Source organism: Paramagnetospirillum magnetotacticum MS-1 (assembly GCF_000829825.1).
GTDB classification, from domain to species: Bacteria; Pseudomonadota; Alphaproteobacteria; order Rhodospirillales; family Magnetospirillaceae; genus Phaeospirillum; species Phaeospirillum magnetotacticum.
The window spans coordinates 188,054-206,906 of the sequence record NZ_JXSL01000025.1; the positions used below are offsets into that span (position 1 = coordinate 188,054).

Consider the following 18,853-nt stretch of genomic DNA (forward strand, 5'->3'; position numbering starts at 1 on the left):
GGAGTCACGCGAGGAATCAGGGATGACGCAGGCGCTGGACCGCGAGGTGCTGCTGCAATTGCAATTCGCGCCGCTGTTCACCGGTCTGGCGGAGAAGGATGTCCGTCAGCTTCTCGAAGGCGCCGAACTGCTGGTTCTGGACCACGAGCATCTGCTTTACCGCGAGGGTGAGGCGGTGGACCGCTTCTACGTGGTGCTGGATGGCCATGTGGAATTGTCCCTGGATGTGGACGGCAAGAAAAGCGTGGTCGAGGTGGCGCGCCGTCCAACCGTACTGGGCGATGCCGCCATGTTCGGGTCGGGCCGCTATTTCATGACGGCCCGCGTCCTGAGCGGGGCCACCTTGCTGGCCATTCCCGCCCAATCCTTCCGCGCCCGTCTGGAAGAGCGCCTGGACATCACGCTGCACATGCTGACCACCATGAGCTTCCGCCTGCGCATGCTGGTCCGCCAGATCGCCGAGTTGAAGCTGAAGACCACCGCCCAGCGTCTGGGCAGCTTCTTGCTGACCATGGTGGAGGCGGACAGCGGGCGGGCCGAACTGCGCTTTCCCTATGACAAGAAGCTGGTGGCCGACCAACTGGGCATGAAGCCGGAAAGCCTGTCGCGCGCGCTGGGCAAGCTGGCGCGCCTGGGGGTGGAATCCCTGCCCGACAATCTGGTGGTCATCGCCGAGGTGGCGAAATTGCGCGAATTCTGCGCCGAAGACGAGGTGGGATGATGGCCCTAAGCGCCGCCGAACTCGATCTCGTCGCCAAGGCCCCGCTGCTGGCCGGTTTGTCGTCCGCCGATCTGGCGATGTTGATGGAGGGCGCCCATTCCGCCGCTTATCCCGAGGCGGAACTGCTGTTCAGCCAGGGCGACAAGGCCGATCGCTTTTTCATCTTGCTGGAAGGCCGCGTCAACATCTTCGCTCTGACGGAGACCGGCGACCAGTCCATCATCGAGGTTTTCGATCCCATCGTGTCCTTCGCCGAGGCAGCGATCTTCTCGTCGGGCATCTTTCCGCTGAACGGTGAAGTGATGGCCGGGTCCAGGCTGGTGCATGTACCCGCCCCGCAATTCCTCAAACGTCTGGCGGATAATCGTTCGCTGGGCCTTCTGCTTCTGGGCGGTCTGTCCCAGTGGCAGTTCCGCCTGATCCACGAGATCAGCGAGTTGAAGAGCAAGTCGCCGGTTCAGCGTCTGGCCACTTTCCTTCTGGCCCTGGCCGCCAAGGCTGGGGGCGACAATGCCGGGCGGGTGCGTCTGCCGCTGACCAAGGCCGTGCTGGCCAGCCGAATCGGCATCGCCCCGGAAAGCCTGTCGCGCGCTCTTAACCGCCTCAAGGCCTATGGCGTCGAGACCCATGGCCGCGAGGTGGAGATCACCGATCTGGACGCGCTGCGCCGCATGGTGCGCGACGGCGGCGGGGAATAGCCCTTAACAAACGTCAAGGCGATGGTTTCGACGGACGGGCAGCCTTGCGCTACCTTTGCGGAAGGTATTGGACATGGCCGCCGATATGGTGAATGGGAGTGGTGAGAAGGCTGGGGGGCCGCCGGAATGGCTGTCCCAGGCGCTGGATTGCCTTCCCATGGATGTGCGGCCCCTGCTGCTCGAGGGCATTGATCCCTTCGCCGCCGTCATGGAGGCCGTCGCCGGAATCGAATTCGGCGGTTTTTTAGTGATCGATGCCCCGTTCAATCCTTCTCCCTTGCGCCGCATCCTGGCGGCGCGCGGCTTCTCGTCCTATGGCCGCAAGCTCAATGCAGGCCAGTGGCGGGTTTTCTTTCACCTGGACGGCGGCGAGGACTGGGAAAGCGACGCCGAGGTGGATGTGGGGCCCGAAGGCGCCATGAGCTGGCGCGAAGAGGATGGGGTACATATCGATGTGCGCAAATTGGCCCCCCCCAATCCCATGCTGGCCATCCTGCGGCTGATCGAGAGCGTCGGCCCCCATGAGGTCGTGGTGGTGCATCACGAGCGAGAGCCCCATTTCCTGATCCCCGAACTGGCCGAGCGCGGCTGGCGCATCGCCCGGACCTCCAGCGAGGTGGTCAATGTCAGATTATGGCTGGAGCGCATGAGCTGATGTTTCCCGGAAGCTTCATGATGGGGGCGAAGGACCGCCTTCTGCCGCCCTCCATCCCCTACCGGTTCTTCGTGGCCGCCGTCGCCTTCCATCTGCTGGCCTGGGTGTTGCTGCTGGTGGGCAATGACGGCGCGCTGGGCTTTGTCGGCGGCCAGGGCATGGTGCTGGCGGCGTTGCATCTGATCACCCTGGGCACCCTGGCCATGACCGCCATGGGCGCCGCCATCCAATTGTTGCCGGTGGCCACACGGCGTCCGCTGGGGCCTGTCTGGGCCATCAAGCTGATGTTCATCCTCTATGCCCCCGGCGTGGCGCTGTTCGCCGCCGGTCTGGCCCATTCCCTCGCCTGGGCCCAGCATGGGGGCGCCACGCTGTGCGTCGCCGGGCTGGCCCTGTTCGGCGGGCTGGTGGGCGCCAATCTGCGCAAGGTCGACGATCTGCCGGGCGTTACCCGTCACGCCTGGCTGGCGGTGGTCTCGTTGGCCGGTCTGGCGATTTTGGGCCTGGCGCTGGTGGTGGATTTCACCAAGGGGTTTCTGCCCGATCACATGTCGGCGGCGGCCGCCCACGCGGTGCTGGCCGGTTATGGCTTCATGGGCATGCTGGCGCTGGGCTTTTCCTATGTCTTGATCCCCATGTTCGTGCTGGGCCCGGCGGTTCCCGATGCGGTGGGCAGGCGGACGGCGCTGTTGTCCGGCCTGGGGCTGCTGCTGGGCGCCGGTGGCGCGCTGGCCGGTCAGGGTCTGGTGGCGGCGCTGGGGATCGTGCTTGGGCTGGCAGCCTCGGTTGTTTATCTGCGCGGGATGGGCACCAGCCTGAAGAAGCGCATGAAGAAGCGGTTGGAACCCTTCTTCCGCATGGTGTGGATCGCCTGGGCAGTGCTGCCGCTCAGCCTGCTGGCCGGTTTGGCTCCGGCCCTGGGGGCGCCGCTGGACCCCTGGGGGAGTTTGTGGGGATTTTTGCTGGTCTTCGGCTGGCTCTTGTCCTTCGTCACGGCGATCTTGCAGCGGATCATGCCATTCCTGGCTTCCATGCACTCCTCGGCCTTAGGGGGCAAGCCGGCATTGCTGTCGCATCTGTCGCCCAAACTGCCGGTGGATATTCATCTGGGCTGCCACGGGGCGGCCCTGGTCCTGATTTCGGTGGCCTTCATGGGCGGTTGGGTCTGGCCGTTGCGGCTGGGCCTTCTCGCCGGACTGACGGGCGCCATCGCCTTCGGCGTCTACACCGTGGAGGTGCTGCGCCGCTATCGTTCCCACATGGCCGCCGCCGCCGCGGCCCATCAACAAGGATAGGTCCTTCATGAATACCCAGACCGGCGCCCTGCTGCATCAGGCCCATATGACCACCATCGAGGCCCTGCAGTCGCTGGACGAGTTGCTCGGCAACAACAAGAAGGCTCCGGCCCATGACGATCTGCTGGGCCGCAAGCTCAAGCAACTGGCGCGCATCCTCAAATCCGAGGTGGAGAGTCATTTCGGCTTCGAGGAGAATCACCTGTTCAAGGTCTTCGTCGAACAGGGCGAGACCGGCATCGTCACCATGCTGACCCACGAACACCGTTCGATCCTGCCGCTGGCGTTGCAGGTGGCCGATCTGGCGGTCGCCGCCGCGGAGACGGGCTTCACCGATGCCAGTTGGTCAGAGTTCAAGGATGCGGGCGCCGAACTGGTCGAGCGCGAAATCTTTCACATCCAGAAGGAAGAGATGGGCCTGCTGGCCGCTATTTCCGCCATGGTCGATCCCGAGACCGACGCCGATCTGGCCGAGACCTATCGCCGCGAAGTGGGCTGAGGCGCACGCAAACGAAAAGCCCCCGGCGACCGCCGAGGGCTTTCTTGCGAATACCTTATTCCGCCTCGATCCCGGCGGCGGGCAGGACGGTGACGCCGGTGCCGTCCTCGTCCTCGATCAGGACGATGTCGCCTTCGATGCGGTCGCCGTCCTCGACCAGATTGTTGAAGTAGTGCCAGATGAAGGACACGGCGATGGTCTGGTCGATCTCGTCGTCCTCTTCCATCTCGGCCTCGTCCATGGCCGAGATGTCGCGCAGGATCTCCAGCGAGTCCTCGAACATCTCGTTGATGTCGGGCTTATCCTCGAGAACGTTCTTGATGATGTAGTCGTGCTCGGAATCTTCCAGCTCGTACTTCCACTGGGCGGTGCCCGACTTGTAGTAAACGGTGATCATCAAGCCTGCTCCATGGCCTCGTTCATCGCCCCGGACCTTCGGGCATTTGCGGGCAAAAGGCAAGGGCGGGATTGCCCATCGGGGCCGGGTCGGCTAAACCCATGGGGCTGTTGCAATTAGGAGCCTGATCATGGCCGACAAGCCCGCCTGGGTGCTGACCATCACCTGTCCCGACACGGTCGGGATCGTGGCCGCCGTATCGGGATTCCTGAGTACGCATGACTGTTTCATCACCGAGGCGGCCCAGTTCGGCGATCCGCTGTCGTCGCGATTTTTCATGCGCATCGTCTTTGGAGCGGGCGCCATGACGCCGCCCATGGCCGAGCTGGAAAAGCTGTTCACCGGCGTGGCGGAACGGTTCCAGATGATCTGGAAGCTGCACGATTGCCGTAAGAAGGCGCGGGTGGTGATCCTGGCCTCCAAGTTCGGCCATTGCCTGAACGACCTTCTGCACCGCTACCACACCGGCTCGCTGCCCATCGAGATTCCGGCGGTGATCTCCAATCACCAGGACATGCGTTCCATCGTCGAATGGCACGGCATTCCCTATCACTACCTGGCCGTGGACAAGCACGACAAGCTGACCCAGGAAAACCGGGTGATGGAGGTGATCGAGCGCGCCGATGCCGATCTGGTGGTGCTGGCCCGCTATATGCAAATTCTGTCCACGGATATGTGCGTGCGCCTCCAAGGCAAGGCCATCAACATCCACCATTCCTTCCTGCCCAGCTTCAAGGGCGCCAAGCCCTATCACCAGGCCCATTCCCGGGGCGTGAAGATCATCGGCGCCACCGCCCATTACGTCACCCCAGACCTGGACGAAGGCCCCATCATCGAGCAGGGCGTCGAGCGCGTCGACCACACCCACACCCCCGACGATCTGGTGGCCATAGGCCGCGATATCGAGAATGTGGTGCTGGCCCGCGCCGTGCGCTGGCACACCGAGCACCGTGTTCTGCTCAACGGTTCGAAGACGGTGGTGTTCCGCTGACCCGGCGCACGGCGCAAATCGTAAGGAGTCGTCGGCGAAGCCGACGGGCCGTGCGCTGGCACACCGAGCATCGGGTGCTGCTCAACGGTTCGAAGACGGTGGTGTTTCGGTAATTGTACCGGCGAGCCGAATGGATCGGCTCGCCGTAAGTCCCTCAGACGCCGGGCGCTTCGCTCGGGCTTTCCGCGCCATAAGGCGCGCGGCCCCTTGGGCCTAACCAAGTCTCGGGATCGAGACTTGGTCTTTACTCTTTGAAACTGACCGTGGAGAAGGCGCGGCCAATACGCTCTGCCCCCCAATAGGAGGGCGGCATCGGCGCGCTGCCCGCATCGCTGACCGAGGTGCCTTCGCCGGGCGTGCCCAGTTCGACGCTGCCTGACGGGCTGCTCACCACGATGGCGCCCTCGATCAGCAATACGCTCAGCGGAGCGTCCAGCGGCCCGCCCCAGAACTGGGTGCCGCGCACGCCCACCGAGGCCAGCGGCGTCTTCACGGTCAGCGGATGGTCGGCCAACTTTCCCACTGCGCCGCTGCGCAGCAGGAAGGCGCCCTGGGCCAGGGCCAGTTCCGCCTTGCCCGTTTCCTTGGCCCGATCCCACTGGAAGGCCGCCACCACGATCTCGGCGCCGTCGCTCAGGGTCAGTTCCATGCCGTCATCGAAGTGGACCAGCAGACGCGATCCGGGACCGGTGCGCAAGGATTCCGCCACCCGGACCGGATCTCCCACGGCGAGGGAACGGCTGGCGCGCCCGTCGCTCGCCTCGGCGCGGCCTTGCAGGCGGACAACCTTGCCCGCATCCTCCGCCCGGACCTGCGGGACGAGGATGGCCAGGCTCAGCAGCGCGGCGATCAGTACATGGCGAACAGGCATTCCCATTTCCTTCCTGGCGGGCCAGACTGCTTCACTATCTCGTGCGTTGGCGGGGGCAGGTCAAGAAGGAGGATGGCATGGGTCTCTGGTTGGTGCTGGCCGGAATCAACGGCGCCGTGGCCATCGGCTTCGCCGCATGGGGCGCCCATGGCGTCGATCCAGAGGCGGCCCGGTGGGTCGAACGGGCCAGCCAGTTCCAACTGATGCACGCCATTGCCCTGCTGGCCCTGGCGCGCTGGTGCGTGGAAGGCCGGCGGCTGTTTCGCCCGGCGGCCGCCCTAATGGTGGCGGGAATAGTGATGTTTTCCGGCTCGCTGTATCTGAAGGCGCTGGGGATCGGGCTGCCGATTCCCATGATTACGCCTCTTGGTGGAATAAGCCTTTTGGCCTCCTGGCTACTGCTGGCCGCCGGAGGATGGTTAGCCAGTGATCATGCTCGGGTTTGACTTGGGGGCGGTAATTGCCCATGATGCCCTAGTTCTGGACGGTCGATGACGTCGGGATATCGGGCTTGTGCGGGAAAATGGGATGGTCATGGCGAAGTCTGTGCTGATCGTGGAAGACAACGACTTGAACATGAAGCTGTTCAACGATTTGCTGCGGGCTAACGGATACGAGACCATTCAGACCAAGGACGGCCGCGAGGCCATGGATATCGCCCGCAAGCACCATCCGGACCTGATTCTGATGGACATCCAGCTGCCCGAGATTTCCGGCCTGGAAATCACCAAGATGCTGAAGAACGATGCCGAGCTGAAATCCATCCCGGTCATCGCCGTCACCGCCTTCGCCATGAAGGGGGACGAGGAAAAGATCCGCGAGGGCGGCTGCGAGGGCTATATCGCCAAGCCCATATCGGTGGCCAGTTTCCTGCAGACCGTGGCGCGCTTCCTGGAATAGGGGCCGGGTTCGGTTCGACCTACACTGCTCCAGTGTCGTCATGCCCGGACGTGTTCCGGGCATCTGCGTGGCCGTTTCCGGCTCGGTGCCGAACGCTTCCGCATGGATGGCCGGGTTGAGCCTACGGCTGTCCGGTTTCTTTCGAGGCGGCATCCGTGTCCATCCGTGTTCCATGACCGGATGAAACCCGCATTGGCTTTGCTTTGGAAATTTAAACCGGACAGCCATGGGTCGAGCCCGGCCATGACGCAAGGAGGGGGGCTGCTCCATGCTTGCTTGTCCGCATACGGGCGAAGAGGCAAACGAAAAGGGCGCCCATGGGGCGCCCTTCGATCTTTCCATCGCAACCGGCCGCAAGGACCGGCATCCGACTACTTGATCTTGGCTTCCTTGAACTGGACGTGCTTGCGCACGACCGGATCATACTTGCGGAATTCAAGCTTTTCAGTCGTCTTACGGGGATTCTTCTTCGCCACGTAGAAGAAGCCCGTCCCCGCGGTGCTCAACAGCTTGATGAGAATGGTGGCAGGCTTGGCCATGGCGAAAATCCCGAACAGCGTTGGTGATGAAAACTTGAGGCGCGCACCATACTGATCCCGACAGGAGAGTCAAGTCAGAATAGCTTGGCCTTGGCGAGAGAGGGGCATTCGAACGGTAATTGCCCGTCCGCCACCAGTTGCTCGAAGGAGCGGACCTGATCGCGGCCATGGGCCTTGGCGTAATACAGAGCCCGGTCGGCATTGCCGATCACCACCGGGGGCAGGTCGTCGCAATCGATACGGACGAAGCCGGCGCTGACCGTGATATGGCCCACCTGGGGGAAGGCGAAACCCGCCACCGTGGCACGGAAGCGCTCGAAAACCGCCTGGGCGGCGGCGAAGGTGGTGGGCGCCAGCAAGACGACGAACTCCTCGCCGCCGAAGCGGAACAGCTTGTCCTCGCTGCGGAACGCCTTGCGCATCAGCGCCGATAGCAAAAGCAGGACCTCGTCGCCGAAGACATGGCCGTGGGTGTCGTTGATGGCCTTGAAATGGTCGATGTCGATGATGCCCAGCCAGTGGTGCTGGCCGTCCAGATGGGCTTCGCGCCGGTTGCCGTTGAACGATACGGCGATGTGGCGGCTATCGGTGACGATGGCGCTGAAATTCTCGTCGAAGGTCTTGCGGTTCTTCAGCCCCGTCAGCGTGTCGCGGGCCGCGTCCCACAAAATGGCCAGGTAGTTGCGGTAGATGGCGACGAAGCCTTTGATCAGGGCGGAGGGCTCCTCCTGGCCGGGATTGGTGCGGGTGACCAGAAAGGCGCAGACCTTGCCGTGATCATCGACCACCGGATGGGCGCGGCGGACGCTGCCGTCGCTAAAGCTTTCACTCCGCTCGGTCCCTAAGGCCATGCAGTCCAGGAGCAAGGGGTCGGTGCCGATCTCTTGCAACTCATCGCAAGTCTCTGTCCCATCCCTGCTCCGGCTGGCGGCCCAATCGATGAAGATGCCGTTGGAGGTGGGCATGGGGGTGCAGATGCCGCAAAAGCGCAAATGGGCCAAATCCGCAAGGGTGGCCGTCAGGCAGTCTTCCAGGTGCTTCTGGCTGCGCTGCTCGGTCAGAACTACAACCGATGATAGAATGGATTCCGGCGTAATGGACACGCGAAAGGCCTTCCCCATAAGTATTCCCGACAAGCATATTCCCAAGCATATGGGGAGAGTCAATGACCGTCTGGTGACGGGCTGTCGCATCAATATTAGGTGAGAATGCCTATTGAGGCAAATAAGCCATAAAAATTATGTATTTTATTTATCATTAACACATGGTACGAGTATTTTAGTGCGAAGGACGATTGAACGGAGTTTCCCATGGCTTTTCGCTTCCCCACTTTCGCGGTTCTGGCGGGTTTGGCCCTGGTGCCAGCCAACGCCATCGCCCAGGACAAGGCGCCGGGCGAGTTGCTGAACGTTTCCTATGACATCGCCCGCGAACTGTTCCAGCAGATCAATCCGGCCTTCCAGGCCACTCCGGCTGGCAAGGGATCGGACGGCAAGGCGATCGAGATCAAGCAAAGCCATGCCGGGTCGTCCAAACAGGCCCGTGCCATTCTGGAAGGGCTGCCCGCCGACGTGGTGACCTTCAATCAGGTGACCGATGTGCAGGTCCTGGCCGACAAGGGCTTCGTGCGCAAGGACTGGCAAAGTGCTTTTCCCCATGGGGCTTCGCCCTATTACTCGCTGCCCGCCTTCGTGGTGAGAAAGGGCAACCCCAAGAATATCAGGAACTGGGATGATCTGGTGCGCCCCGACGTCAAGGTGGTGTTCCCCAATCCCAAGACCTCGGGCAATGGCCGCTATACCTATCTGGCGGCCTATGCCTTCGCTTTGGAGGCGGCCAAGGGCGATCAGGTCCAAGCCAAGGAGTTCATCCGCAAGCTGGTGGCCAATGTCCCGGTGTTTGATACCGGCGGGCGTGGCGCCTCCACCACCTTCGTCGAGCGGGCCACCGGCGACGTGCTGGTCACTTTCGAGGCCGAGGTGGGCGGCGTGATCAAGGAGTTCGGTGCCGAAAAGGTGGAAGGCGTGATTCCTCCGGTCAGCGTCCTGGCCGAGTTTCCCGTGGCCATCGTCGATAAAGTGGCGGCCAAGAAGGGCTCGGCCAAGACCGCCAAGGCCTATCTCGACTATCTGTATTCCGACGAGGGTCAGGAGATTCTGGCCAAGAACTTCTACCGGGTGCGTTCCGAGAAGGTGGCGGCCCGGCATGCGGGCGAATTCCCCAAGGTCCGCCTTTACACCACCGAACTGTTCGGCGGCTGGGAGAACATCCAGAAGATCCACTTCGCCGAGGGCGGCGTCTTCGATCAGGTGTTCGGTAAGAAGTGATGCGTCTGCGGTCCGATCCGGTTACAAGGTCTGTCGTCTCGCCCACAGGCGCGGGGCGACAGGCCCACCGGCCCGACCGGAGTTCAGTGTGATGCGTGCCCGCAGGCTGCTGCCTGGCTTTTCCCTGACCATGGGGGTGACGTTGGCCTATCTCGGCCTCGTCGTTCTGCTGCCGCTCGGTGCCATGCTGATCAAGGCGGCGGGAATGAGCCTGGACGGCTTCATTGCCGCCACCACTGGCCCGCGCGCCCTGGCGGCCTACGAGGTCACCCTGGTCTCGGCGGCCGAGGCGGTGGTCTTCAACGGGCTGGCCGGACTGCTGTTCGCCTGGGTGCTGGCGCGGTATCAGTTTTTCGGACGCAATCTGCTCGACGCGCTGATCGATCTGCCCTTCGCCATGCCCACCGCCGTGGCCGGTCTGGCCCTGGCCGCCGCCTTTGCCCCCAATGGCTGGGTGGGGCAGTATCTCGAGCCCTTAGGCGTCAAGGTGGTGCATGCCCAGCCGGGCATTGCCATCGCCATGGCCTTCACCAGCCTGCCCTTCGTGGTCCGCAGCGTGCAGCCGGTCATCGAGGAATTGGAGACCGAGACCGAGGAGGCGGCCCGCACGCTCGGCGCTTCCGAGATGCAGATCTTCCTCAAGGTAATCCTGCCCACCCTGGCGCCGTCGCTGTTGGCGGGCATGTCGCTGGCCTTCGCCCGCTGCCTGGGCGAGTTCGGCGCCATCATCTTCATCGCCGGAAACCGGCCCTTCGAGACCGAGATCGCCGCCTTGCTGATCTTCATCAAGCTGGAGGAATATGAATTCGGCTCGGCCACCGCCATCGCCACCGTGGTGCTGGCCTTCGCCTTCGCGACCATGCTGCTGACCAACGGCATCCAGGCCTGGCAGCAGCGCTACCTGGCGAAGGGGTAAGCCCATGATCCCCGCCATGGCCGTGCATCATGTTCCCCACCGCCAGCCGGGCGGCGCGCGGCGTCTGGTGCTGATCTGTCTGGCCGGGCTGCTGGCCCTGGGCTTTCTGATGGTGCCCATGGCGGTGATCTTCGCCCAGGCGCTGTCCAAGGGCTGGGCGGCGTGGTGGGCGGCCATCAGCCATCCCGAGACCCTGCACGCCATCGGCCTGTCCCTGCTGGTGGTGGCCGTGGTGGTTCCCATCAATGCCGTCTACGGGCTGGCGGTGGCCTGGACCATCACCAAGTTCCGCTTCCGGGGCGCCAAATGGCTGATCAGTCTGGTGGAGGCGCCCTTCTCGGTGTCGCCCATCGTGGCCGGGGTGGCCGCCCTGATGGTCTATGGCGGCTCGGGCCTGCTGGGGCCCTGGCTGGAGGAGCATGACATCAAGGTGATGTTCGCCCTTCCGGGCATCATCATCGCCACTTTGTTCGTCACCAGCCCCTTCATCGCCCGTGAATTGCTGCCCCTGATGCAGTTGCAGGGCACCGATGACGAGGAAGCCGCGCTGACCCTGGGGGCGGGGGGCTTTTCCATCTTCCTGCGGGTCACATTGCCCAATGTCAAATGGGCGCTGTATTACGGCATCATCTTGTGCGCCGCCCGGTCCTTGGGCGAGTTCGGGGCTGTTTCGGTGGTGTCGGGACAGGTGCGCGGCGAGACCATGACGCTGCCCTTGCAGATCGACCTGCTCTATCACGACTATGACAGTTCGGGGGCCTTCGCCGCCGCATCGGTGCTGACCCTGCTGGCCCTGGTCACCCTTGTGCTGAAGCTGCTGGTGGAGCGCTTCTACGACCGCGAGATCGAGAACACCCTGGCCGAGCGCAAGGGTTGATCTAGGAAGATTGGGCAGGCTGATCGGCCAGGGTGAAACGGAAGCGCGATCCCACCCCCGGCTCGGATTCGACCCAGATGCGCCCGCCATGGTGTTCGACGATCTTGCGGCAGACGGCCAGGCCGATTCCGGTGCCTTCGTATTCGGAGCGCGAATGCAGGCGCTGGAAGATATCGAAGATCCGCTCGAAATAGTCGGGCGCGATGCCGATGCCGTTATCGGCGACGGTGCAGGTCCAGCCCGATTCCGACCGCTCGGCGGAGATGGTCACCATCAGGGGGCGGTCCGGCTGGCGGTATTTCACCGCATTGCCGATCAGGTTCTGCATCAGACGGATCAGTTCGCCGTGGGAGCCGATCACCACAGGCAGGTCCGGGGCGATGGACAAGGTCGCGCCGCTTTCCACGAGGCGCAGTCTGAGATTTTCCTCGGCGATCGAGATCACTTCGGCCAGGCTGACCTCGCCCAGAGCGTCGCGGACCCGGCCGACCCGGGAAAATTCCAGAAGGTCGAGGACCATCATGTCCATGCGCTTGGCCCCGTCGCGGGCAAAGTCCAGGAACTGGTGGCCGTCTTCGTTCAAACTGGCGGCGTAACGCCGCTCCAGCAGGCTGAGATAGCTGGTGATCATGCGCAGCGGTTCGCGCAGATCATGGCTGGCCACATAGGCGAACTGTTCCAGTTCCCGGTTGGAACTGTCCAACTCGCGCAGCAGGGAGGATTGACGCTCGCGGTTCTCGACCCAGTCGGTGATGTCGCGGCCCACGGCCTGAACCTCGATGATGCGCCCCGACATGTCGCGGATGGCGGCGCCCTCCCACGACACCCAGCGCAGGCCGCCTTCCATCCTCATGCGGCTTTCCACCGTGGCGCGGAAAGCGGGCGGGCGCGTGACTTCGGCGATGGCCTGGGCGGTGGCGTCGTGATCCTCCTCGTAAACGAAGTCGCGCCAGGACATGCCGATCGCATTTGCCACATCCCTTCCGTGGGCGCGGGCGAAGGCCTCGTTGGCGAACACCACTCGTTCGTCCAGGGTAAAGCGGACCACGAGGTCGTTCTGGGTCTCGATCAGGCCGCGATAGCGCTCCTCGCTGGCCATCATGGCGATCAGGTGGCGGCTGGCCAGTCCGGTCAGGCCGAGAATGGTCAGGACCAGCGCGCCCACCACCCCGGCCATGGTCAGCGCCTCGGTCCGCCAGTCCGCCAGGACGCCGTTCAGCGGGCGGGCAACGATGACCACCAGGGGCGGCATGGCGGGTTCGGTCAGGGTGCGGATGGCAAACACCTTCTCAATACCGTCTGTTGCCGCCACATGCACGAAGGTGTTCGCGGCGCCCCCCTTGTCGCGGTGCTGGGCGAAGGCGCTGCCCTTTGCGATGTTCTTGCCAGCGAAAACTTCGGGTTCGGGGTCGCGGGTAATGATATCGCCATCGGGGGTGGCCAGCAGCGCCCCCGCGCCATCCTCGCCGGAATGCACCGATTTCAGCAGAGCCTGGAAAAAGCCCAGTTCCAGCGATACAGCCGCGATGCCGTCGAACCGGCCGTCAGGGCCGGTCAACGGCATGGAGATCAAAATCACCAGGGAGCCGTCGAGGCCGATGGGCAGCGGCTTGGCCACGTAGATATCCCGCCCGGCGGGCAAGACACGGGCCTCGCGGAAGAAGACATATTCGCCGACATCTGTCCCCTCGATCTGCGGAGCGGTGGCGATGGTGACCACACCTTGGGCATTGGCGACCAGCGCCTGACGGATTTCGGGGACGATCTTGGCGCGGGTCGCCATGTAGCGCCGCAAAGCCTGGGTATCGTTGCGCGGCGCCTCTGCGATGGCGCGCAGCATCAAGCGTACCACCCGCAGACTGCCGCGCACCTGCTCCTCGGTGATGCGGGCGGTGTCGGCAAGATTGGCGCTTGCCGTACGGACCGCCCGTTCGTGGCCCGACTGGATTTGGAACGTCGTGAGTCCAATGAGCAGCAAGGCCAGACCAATGGAAAAGCCCCATATGCCCAGTGGGCGCAGTCCGGTGTACGGCAAAAGAATGGGCCCCGCAGTCATTCATCACCCAAAAGATTGACAGATGCTGACTATACTCCAGGTAGGAAAGCAGGGCCACGATAACCAACCGGGGAAGTTGTCGCCTGCCATCGCCATGCTTTTCCATTTCCCCTCGGGGCTTAATTGCGTAGATTCCATAGGGGTTAAGCAGGTTCAATCTCCGGGTGCGCCCGGAAAAAAGGTCGGAAGGCGTGACCATGGAGGCCGAGCTTCCTCTCGCCATCACTCGCAACGCCGTTCAGGGCGATGGACACTTTGGCGGTTTGAGCCAAGGGGCGGGGTTTGTCTCCGAGCCTGGGCGGGCAGGCCATTTCGTGGCGCTGGGAAGCCTGGCGGTAACCTTGTGGCTGGTGGCCTGCTGGCTGGTCAGCGGCGAATACACGGCCTGGCGGGCATCGGATAGTCTGGTCCAGGTTGATCACGACCTCCGTCAAAGTATCGGCGACATGACCCAGGGAATCCAGAGGACCCTGGTGGTCTTTCACGGCATTCCCGCGGCGCTGAGCCGCGACAGCGCGGTGGTGGCGGCGCTGCTGCGGTTCGACGGCGAGTCCGACGTGATGCGGATGCCTATCGAACCGCGCCGCAAGGCCCTGGCGGCCCATCCCCAACTTGCCCGTCTCAACCACGCCTTGGCCAGTTCGGTGGAAGATCTCAAGGCAATCAGCGTCATCTGGCTGATCAACCCGGCTGGCGATGCCGTGGCGGCCAGCAATTCCGGCAAGCCTGAAAGCTTCGTTGGCACCAATTACAGTGACCGCACCTATTTCACCGAGGCCATGGCGGGCCGTTTCGGGCGTCAGTTCGCGCTGGGCCGCAACACCAATATCCCCGGACTGTTCTTCTCGGCCCCCGTCATGGACGGCGACCGCGTCCTGGGCGTGGTCGCCATCAAGATCGATATTCCCTACCTGTCATCCTGGGTCAACCAGGCCAACGCCTTTCTCAGCGACAATTTCGGCGTTGTGATCCTGGCCCAGAATCGGGGGATGGAGATGCAGACCCTTCCGGGCGCGGCGGTGAGGGGGCTCAGCCCCGCCGAGAGGATCGGACGGTACAAGCGATCGGAATTCGAGGAACTGCCCATCGTGCCCTGGGGCTCGGCCGAGCATCCGAACCTGAACCGGTGGGGCAGCGATGGCGTGCCTTACTTACTCATGACGACCATTCTGCCCGAGGACGATCTGGCCTTGACCGTTCTGGCCGCGGTGCCGCGTCTCGCGACCCTGGATCAGGATCGGCTGGAACTGTTTGGACTTGCCGGGGCGCTGGGCTCGCTGGTGATCATTCTGGCTGGCGCCGTCACCCATTACTGGTTGGATCGCGAGCGTGGCCGTCGCGAGCGCGTCGTGCGTCAGCAGATCGAATATCTGGCCACCCATGATGTCCTGACCGGTCTGTTCAGCCGCGCCGTCGTCGACCAGTTCATCAACCACGGCATCGCCGGGGCAAAGCGGTCGGGGCGGGGGCTGGCGGTGCTGTTCATCGATCTCGACGACTTCAAGGAGATCAATGACGGTCTCGGTCACGAAGTGGGAGACCTTGTGCTGAAGGAGGCGGCGCGGCGCCTGCGCCAGGCGGTGCGGGAAGTCGATGTGGTCATCCGCCAGGGCGGTGACGAATTCATCGTGCTGGTCTTCGATCTGCTTCAGGCGGCGGATGCCGGGCATGTGGCGGAAAAAATCCTGGACGCCTTGGAAGCGCCCTACACCATCACCGACCCGCCGCAGCGCCTGTCGTCCAGCATCGGCATCGCCTCCTATCCCGAGCATGGGGAAAGCGCGTCCTTGCTGCTGCGCCATGCCGATATGGCCATGTACCGGGCCAAGGAGGGCGGTCGCGGCGGCTATCAGTTCTATGGGGCGGGCGCCGCTCCGGCGGGGTAGTTCAGGCCTCCCGCCGTCCGCCGGTATGGACCGCCAGGGCGCGGGCCAGTTCGTAGACCCGCTTGCGCACATTGAGGTCGCCGATCTTGTAATAAGTGCGGACCAGATCGAGGGTTTCGCGCTTGCTCATGGGATCGATCCGCTGCGGCGCGGGCTCCTCGGTGGCGCGGACCATGTGACGCGGGCTGGCGGCCATGACGTCGGCGGACATTTCGTCATAGAAGTATTCCACCGGCACTTCCAGGGCGCGGGAGAGATCGAACAGGCGGCTTGCGCCGATACGGTTGGCGCCGCGCTCGTATTTCTGAATCTGCTGGAAGGTCAGGCCCAGCGCCTCGCCCAAAGCTTCCTGGCTAAGACCCATCAGGGTTCTGCGCAGTCGCAGGCGGCTGCCCACATGCACATCGATGGGATTGGGACGTCCGCCCGGTGTCCGGCCCCTGCTGGATTGACGTGTGGATTCCATTGTATGCATCCGCTGAGGTTGTGGTTACCTCCCTATTTGGTACTCTGCATACAAGTTGTGCAAGTCGTAAGTTTGGAAAAAATCCACATAACGTGATAATTGCTGTAATTAAATCCCGTAATTGTATACAATCGCGCTTTTGCCGCGCAAAGCAAAACCCCCGGGAGTTTCCTCCCGGGGGTTGGGGGCGTCTGCTTTCGGTCGGATTAGCCGACGATCTCGCTGCCCGCGAAGAAGTAGGCGATCTCGATGGCGGCGTTCTCGGCCGAATCGGAGCCGTGCACCGAATTGGCTTCCACCGACTCGGCGAAATCAGCGCGGATGGTGCCGGGAGCGGCGTTGGCCGGATTGGTGGCGCCCATGATCTCGCGGTTGCGGGCGACGGCGCCTTCGCCTTCGAGGACCTGAACGACCACCGGGCCGGAGATCATGAAGTCGACCAGTTCGCCGAAGAACGAGCGCTCGGCATGGACCGAGTAGAACTGCTGGGCCTGGGCCTTGGTCAGCTGGACGCGCTTTTGCGCCACGAAACGCAGGCCGGCTTCCTCGAACCGGGCATTGATCTTGCCGGTGAGGTTGCGGCGGGTGGCGTCGGGCTTGATGATCGAGAGGGTACGTTCGATGGCCATTGGTGAATTCCTTTCGGCGGTTGTTCGCGCCGCGCCTCAACACGGGATGGGGGGCGCGTATGTCCCCGAGCGGCCGGGCGCATCCGGGGACGGCGGGTTATAACCCCAAAAGAATGAGGAGAGCAACGGTCTCGCGATGACCCTTTTCCCGCCGGGTTTGCCGCCGCTCCGCAGCCGTGCTATGTGAGCGCCCATGCTGCATATCAACGACCTCACCTTCCGCTATGGCGGACGGACCATCTTCGAAGCCGCCACGGTTCACATTCCCGCGGGCCAGCGCGTCGGTCTGGTGGGCCGCAACGGAACCGGCAAGACCACGCTGTTCAAGCTGATCTTGGGAGAGCTTCACGCCGATGGCGGCGAGATCAACATGCGCCCGCGCGCCCGGCTGGGCCGCCTGGCCCAGGAAGCGCCCGAGGGCGAGATCAGCCTGATCGACTGCGTGCTGGCCGCCGATACCGAGCGCACCGCTTTGTTCGAAGAGGCGGAGAATTGCCATGACGGCCACCGTATCGCCGAGATCCACGAAAGGCTGACGGCCATCGACGCCCATTCGGCGCCGTCGCGGGCGGCGTCCATCCTGTCGGGCCTGGGATTCGATTCCGAGGCGCAGCAGCAGCCGGTCTCCGACTTTTCCGGCGGTTGGCGCATGCGCGTCGCCCTGGCCGCCGCCCTGTTCGCCAATCCCGACCTTCTCTTGCTGGACGAGCCCACCAACCACCTGGACCTGGAGGCGACCTTGTGGCTGCAAAGCCATCTGGCGGTCTATCCCGGCACCTTGGTGGTGATCAGCCACGACCGCGAATTGCTGAACGAAGTCGCCACCCGCATCATCCATCTGGAGAACGGCAAGCTGAACGGCTATGGCGGCAATTACGACCGCTTCGAGGCCACGCGCCGCGCCCGTATGGAGTTGCAGTCCAAGGCCTTCGTCAAGCAGCAGGAACAGCGCAAGAAGATCCAGTCCTTCATCGACCGCTTCAAGGCCAAGGCCACCAAGGCCGCCCAGGCGCAAAGCCGGGTCAAGATGCTCGAACGCATGGAGGTGGTGGTCCCGGTCGTCGAGGACCGGGGCATGTCCTTCGACTTCCCCGATCCCGAGGAATTGAGCCCGCCCATCATCGCCATCGATAACGGCGTCGCCGGTTATGGCGAGAAGGTGGTGCTGAGGAAGCTCGATATCCGCATCACCATGGAAGACCGCATCGCGCTGCTGGGCGCCAACGGCAACGGCAAGTCCACCCTGGCCAAGATCCTGTCGGGCCGCATGGACCTCCTCGGCGGTCAGTTGCGCAAGCCGTCAAAGCTGAAGATCGGCTATTTCGCCCAGCACCAGACCGAGGAATTGCGGCTGGACGAAACGCCTTTCGACCATATGGCCCTGCTGATGAAGGGCCTGCCCGAGGCCAAGGTCCGGGCTCAGCTGGGCCGTTTCGGCTTCGAGCAGGACCGCGCCAATGTCAAGGTCTCCAGCCTGTCGGGCGGCGAGAAATCGCGCCTGCTTTTCGCGCTGATGAGCCGCGAGGCTCCCCATCTGATGATCCTGGACGAACCCACCAACCATCTGGACATCGATGCGCGCGAAGCCCTGGTCTCGGCGCTCAACGCCTATGACGGCGCCGTCATATTGATCAGCCACGATCCCCATCTGATCGAACTGGCCGCCGACAGCCTGTGGCTGGTGGGCGATGGCGCGGTCCGGCCTTTCGACGGCGATCTTGCCGCCTATCGCAGACTGTTGCTGGATCAGGCCCGTGACGCCAAGCGCAGCGCCAGGAAGGATGCCGGGGCCGACAAGAGCGGGGACGGCGCCCAGCGCAAGGCCGACCGCAAGGCCGCCGCCGGGGCCCGCGCTCAGTTGGCCCCTCTGCGCAAGGCGGTCCAGGCCGCCGAGAAAGCCCTGGAGGATCTGGTCAAGGAACAGAAGGCGTTGGCCGCCAAACTGGCCGATCCCAAGCTCTATCAGGGGCCGCCCGCCAAGGTCACCGAACTGCGCCGCCAGGAAGGCGATCTGGCGCGCAAGGTCGAGGCGGCGGAGCTGGCCTGGCTTTGCGCCCAGGAGGAGTTGGAGGCGGCGCAGGCCTAGGCTCCCGCCCTCCAATCATCATGCCGCTTTCGGACCTAAGTCTT

20 protein-coding genes are annotated in these 18,853 nt (G+C 63.7%); 13 read left to right on the plus strand and 7 right to left on the minus strand.

Translation table 11 applies throughout. From position 1 onward, the window contains the following. The first annotated feature begins 22 nt into the window (after positions 1-22). From CCC_RS08170 to CCC_RS08190, 5 genes are all read left to right on the plus strand, one after another. Positions 23-721 carry a cyclic nucleotide-binding domain-containing protein gene (locus CCC_RS08170; protein WP_009870676.1) on the plus strand — a complete coding sequence of 233 codons (699 nt, stop codon included), beginning with the start codon at positions 23-25 and terminating at the stop codon, positions 719-721. Next, positions 718-1,419 (plus strand): Crp/Fnr family transcriptional regulator, encoded by a 702-nt coding sequence (locus CCC_RS08175; RefSeq protein WP_236686338.1) that lies wholly within the window; start codon positions 718-720, stop codon positions 1,417-1,419. Before CCC_RS08170 ends, CCC_RS08175 begins: the two co-directional genes overlap by 4 nt. A 73-nt stretch (positions 1,420-1,492) precedes the next feature. After that, entirely contained in the window at positions 1,493-2,074 is a 582-nt protein-coding gene (locus tag CCC_RS08180; RefSeq protein WP_009870674.1) for a DUF2249 domain-containing protein, read from the plus strand. A gap of 17 nt (positions 2,075-2,091) precedes the next feature. Continuing rightward, entirely contained in the window at positions 2,092-3,369 is a 1,278-nt protein-coding gene (locus CCC_RS08185; RefSeq protein ID WP_236686339.1) for a hypothetical protein, read from the plus strand. A 7-nt stretch (positions 3,370-3,376) separates the two neighbouring features. After that, the gene (locus CCC_RS08190; RefSeq protein WP_009870672.1) at positions 3,377-3,868 is read left to right on the plus strand and encodes a hemerythrin domain-containing protein; all 492 of its coding nucleotides are present in this window, start codon (positions 3,377-3,379) and stop codon (positions 3,866-3,868) included. Positions 3,869-3,923: 55 nt separating this feature from the next. On the opposite strand, the gene CCC_RS08195 is transcribed toward CCC_RS08190, so the two are convergent. After that, entirely contained in the window at positions 3,924-4,265 is a 342-nt protein-coding gene (locus CCC_RS08195) for a hypothetical protein (RefSeq protein WP_009870671.1), read from the minus strand. Positions 4,266-4,395: 130 nt separating this feature from the next. Here CCC_RS08195 and purU point away from each other — a divergent pair, with 130 nt between their 5' ends. Continuing rightward, entirely contained in the window at positions 4,396-5,256 is an 861-nt protein-coding gene (gene purU / locus CCC_RS08200; protein ID WP_009870670.1) for a formyltetrahydrofolate deformylase, read from the plus strand. A gap of 244 nt (positions 5,257-5,500) precedes the next feature. On the opposite strand, the gene CCC_RS21145 is transcribed toward purU, so the two are convergent. After that, positions 5,501-6,127, minus strand: coding sequence for a FecR family protein (locus CCC_RS21145; protein ID WP_009870669.1), 627 nt, complete (start codon positions 6,125-6,127; stop codon positions 5,501-5,503). Positions 6,128-6,204: 77 nt separating this feature from the next. On the opposite strand from CCC_RS21145, the gene CCC_RS08210 reads away from it, so the two are divergent. Both CCC_RS08210 and CCC_RS08215 read left to right on the plus strand, forming a co-directional pair. Next, positions 6,205-6,573 carry a DUF423 domain-containing protein gene (locus CCC_RS08210; RefSeq protein WP_041040715.1) on the plus strand — a complete coding sequence of 123 codons (369 nt, stop codon included), beginning with the start codon at positions 6,205-6,207 and terminating at the stop codon, positions 6,571-6,573. 88 nt (positions 6,574-6,661) lie between these two features. Beyond that, positions 6,662-7,027, plus strand: coding sequence for a response regulator (locus CCC_RS08215; protein WP_041040806.1), 366 nt, complete (start codon positions 6,662-6,664; stop codon positions 7,025-7,027). 371 nt (positions 7,028-7,398) lie between these two features. Here the strand turns inward: CCC_RS08215 and rpmG are convergent, their stop codons facing one another. Together rpmG and CCC_RS08225 are read right to left on the minus strand one after the other, a co-directional pair. After that, the gene (gene rpmG, locus CCC_RS08220) at positions 7,399-7,566 is read right to left on the minus strand and encodes a 50S ribosomal protein L33 (protein ID WP_002725389.1); all 168 of its coding nucleotides are present in this window, start codon (positions 7,564-7,566) and stop codon (positions 7,399-7,401) included. Between the two features lie 74 nt (positions 7,567-7,640). Next, positions 7,641-8,669: a GGDEF domain-containing protein gene (locus tag CCC_RS08225; protein WP_236686340.1), complete on the minus strand. Its 1,029-nt coding sequence runs from the start codon at positions 8,667-8,669 to the stop codon at positions 7,641-7,643. Between the two features lie 207 nt (positions 8,670-8,876). On the opposite strand from CCC_RS08225, the gene cysP reads away from it, so the two are divergent. The 3 genes from cysP to cysW all read left to right on the plus strand — a co-directional run bounded on the left by cysP (position 8,877) and on the right by cysW (position 11,686). Further along, on the plus strand, positions 8,877-9,893 hold the full coding sequence (gene cysP / locus CCC_RS08230) for a thiosulfate ABC transporter substrate-binding protein CysP (protein ID WP_009870665.1): 1,017 nt from the start codon (positions 8,877-8,879) through the stop codon (positions 9,891-9,893). A gap of 91 nt (positions 9,894-9,984) precedes the next feature. Next, positions 9,985-10,809: a sulfate ABC transporter permease subunit CysT gene (cysT, locus tag CCC_RS08235; protein ID WP_009870664.1), complete on the plus strand. Its 825-nt coding sequence runs from the start codon at positions 9,985-9,987 to the stop codon at positions 10,807-10,809. 4 nt (positions 10,810-10,813) lie between these two features. Then, positions 10,814-11,686, plus strand: a complete 873-nt coding sequence (gene cysW / locus CCC_RS08240; RefSeq protein WP_009870663.1) for a sulfate ABC transporter permease subunit CysW — start codon at positions 10,814-10,816, stop codon at positions 11,684-11,686. A 1-nt stretch (position 11,687) separates the two neighbouring features. On the opposite strand, the gene CCC_RS08245 is transcribed toward cysW, so the two are convergent. Next, positions 11,688-13,742, minus strand: coding sequence for an ATP-binding protein (locus tag CCC_RS08245; RefSeq protein WP_041040718.1), 2,055 nt, complete (start codon positions 13,740-13,742; stop codon positions 11,688-11,690). Between the two features lie 197 nt (positions 13,743-13,939). Between CCC_RS08245 and CCC_RS08250 the strand changes: the two genes are divergently transcribed. Continuing rightward, the gene (locus tag CCC_RS08250) at positions 13,940-15,628 is read left to right on the plus strand and encodes a sensor domain-containing diguanylate cyclase (protein WP_041040810.1); all 1,689 of its coding nucleotides are present in this window, start codon (positions 13,940-13,942) and stop codon (positions 15,626-15,628) included. 1 nt (position 15,629) lies between these two features. Here the strand turns inward: CCC_RS08250 and CCC_RS08255 are convergent, their stop codons facing one another. Both CCC_RS08255 and ndk read right to left on the minus strand, forming a co-directional pair. After that, positions 15,630-16,094 carry a helix-turn-helix domain-containing protein gene (locus CCC_RS08255; RefSeq protein ID WP_041040721.1) on the minus strand — a complete coding sequence of 155 codons (465 nt, stop codon included), beginning with the start codon at positions 16,092-16,094 and terminating at the stop codon, positions 15,630-15,632. Positions 16,095-16,300: 206 nt separating this feature from the next. Continuing rightward, positions 16,301-16,723 carry a nucleoside-diphosphate kinase gene (gene ndk / locus CCC_RS08260; RefSeq protein WP_009870659.1) on the minus strand — a complete coding sequence of 141 codons (423 nt, stop codon included), beginning with the start codon at positions 16,721-16,723 and terminating at the stop codon, positions 16,301-16,303. A gap of 193 nt (positions 16,724-16,916) precedes the next feature. Between ndk and CCC_RS08265 the strand changes: the two genes are divergently transcribed. Next, positions 16,917-18,809 (plus strand): ABC-F family ATP-binding cassette domain-containing protein, encoded by a 1,893-nt coding sequence (locus CCC_RS08265; protein WP_009870658.1) that lies wholly within the window; start codon positions 16,917-16,919, stop codon positions 18,807-18,809. Positions 18,810-18,853 lie beyond the last annotated feature (44 nt).

Coding starts and splice junctions, on each gene's coding strand:
- cysW (WP_009870663.1), top strand. CDS start 10,814: ATGATCCCCGCCATGGCCGTGCATCATGTTCCCCACCGCCAGCCGGGC.
- purU (WP_009870670.1), top strand. CDS start 4,396: ATGGCCGACAAGCCCGCCTGGGTGCTGACCATCACCTGTCCCGACACG.
- CCC_RS08215 (WP_041040806.1), top strand. CDS start 6,662: ATGGCGAAGTCTGTGCTGATCGTGGAAGACAACGACTTGAACATGAAG.
- CCC_RS21145 (WP_009870669.1), bottom strand. CDS start 6,127: ATGCCTGTTCGCCATGTACTGATCGCCGCGCTGCTGAGCCTGGCCATC.
- CCC_RS08185 (WP_236686339.1), top strand. CDS start 2,092: ATGATGGGGGCGAAGGACCGCCTTCTGCCGCCCTCCATCCCCTACCGG.
- CCC_RS08190 (WP_009870672.1), top strand. CDS start 3,377: ATGAATACCCAGACCGGCGCCCTGCTGCATCAGGCCCATATGACCACC.
- CCC_RS08250 (WP_041040810.1), top strand. CDS start 13,940: ATGGAGGCCGAGCTTCCTCTCGCCATCACTCGCAACGCCGTTCAGGGC.
- ndk (WP_009870659.1), bottom strand. CDS start 16,723: ATGGCCATCGAACGTACCCTCTCGATCATCAAGCCCGACGCCACCCGC.
- cysT (WP_009870664.1), top strand. CDS start 9,985: ATGCGTGCCCGCAGGCTGCTGCCTGGCTTTTCCCTGACCATGGGGGTG.
- CCC_RS08175 (WP_236686338.1), top strand. CDS start 718: ATGATGGCCCTAAGCGCCGCCGAACTCGATCTCGTCGCCAAGGCCCCG.
- CCC_RS08255 (WP_041040721.1), bottom strand. CDS start 16,094: ATGGAATCCACACGTCAATCCAGCAGGGGCCGGACACCGGGCGGACGT.
- CCC_RS08195 (WP_009870671.1), bottom strand. CDS start 4,265: ATGATCACCGTTTACTACAAGTCGGGCACCGCCCAGTGGAAGTACGAG.
- rpmG (WP_002725389.1), bottom strand. CDS start 7,566: ATGGCCAAGCCTGCCACCATTCTCATCAAGCTGTTGAGCACCGCGGGG.
- CCC_RS08265 (WP_009870658.1), top strand. CDS start 16,917: ATGCTGCATATCAACGACCTCACCTTCCGCTATGGCGGACGGACCATC.
- CCC_RS08210 (WP_041040715.1), top strand. CDS start 6,205: ATGGGTCTCTGGTTGGTGCTGGCCGGAATCAACGGCGCCGTGGCCATC.
- CCC_RS08170 (WP_009870676.1), top strand. CDS start 23: ATGACGCAGGCGCTGGACCGCGAGGTGCTGCTGCAATTGCAATTCGCG.
- CCC_RS08245 (WP_041040718.1), bottom strand. CDS start 13,742: ATGACTGCGGGGCCCATTCTTTTGCCGTACACCGGACTGCGCCCACTG.
- CCC_RS08180 (WP_009870674.1), top strand. CDS start 1,493: ATGGCCGCCGATATGGTGAATGGGAGTGGTGAGAAGGCTGGGGGGCCG.
- cysP (WP_009870665.1), top strand. CDS start 8,877: ATGGCTTTTCGCTTCCCCACTTTCGCGGTTCTGGCGGGTTTGGCCCTG.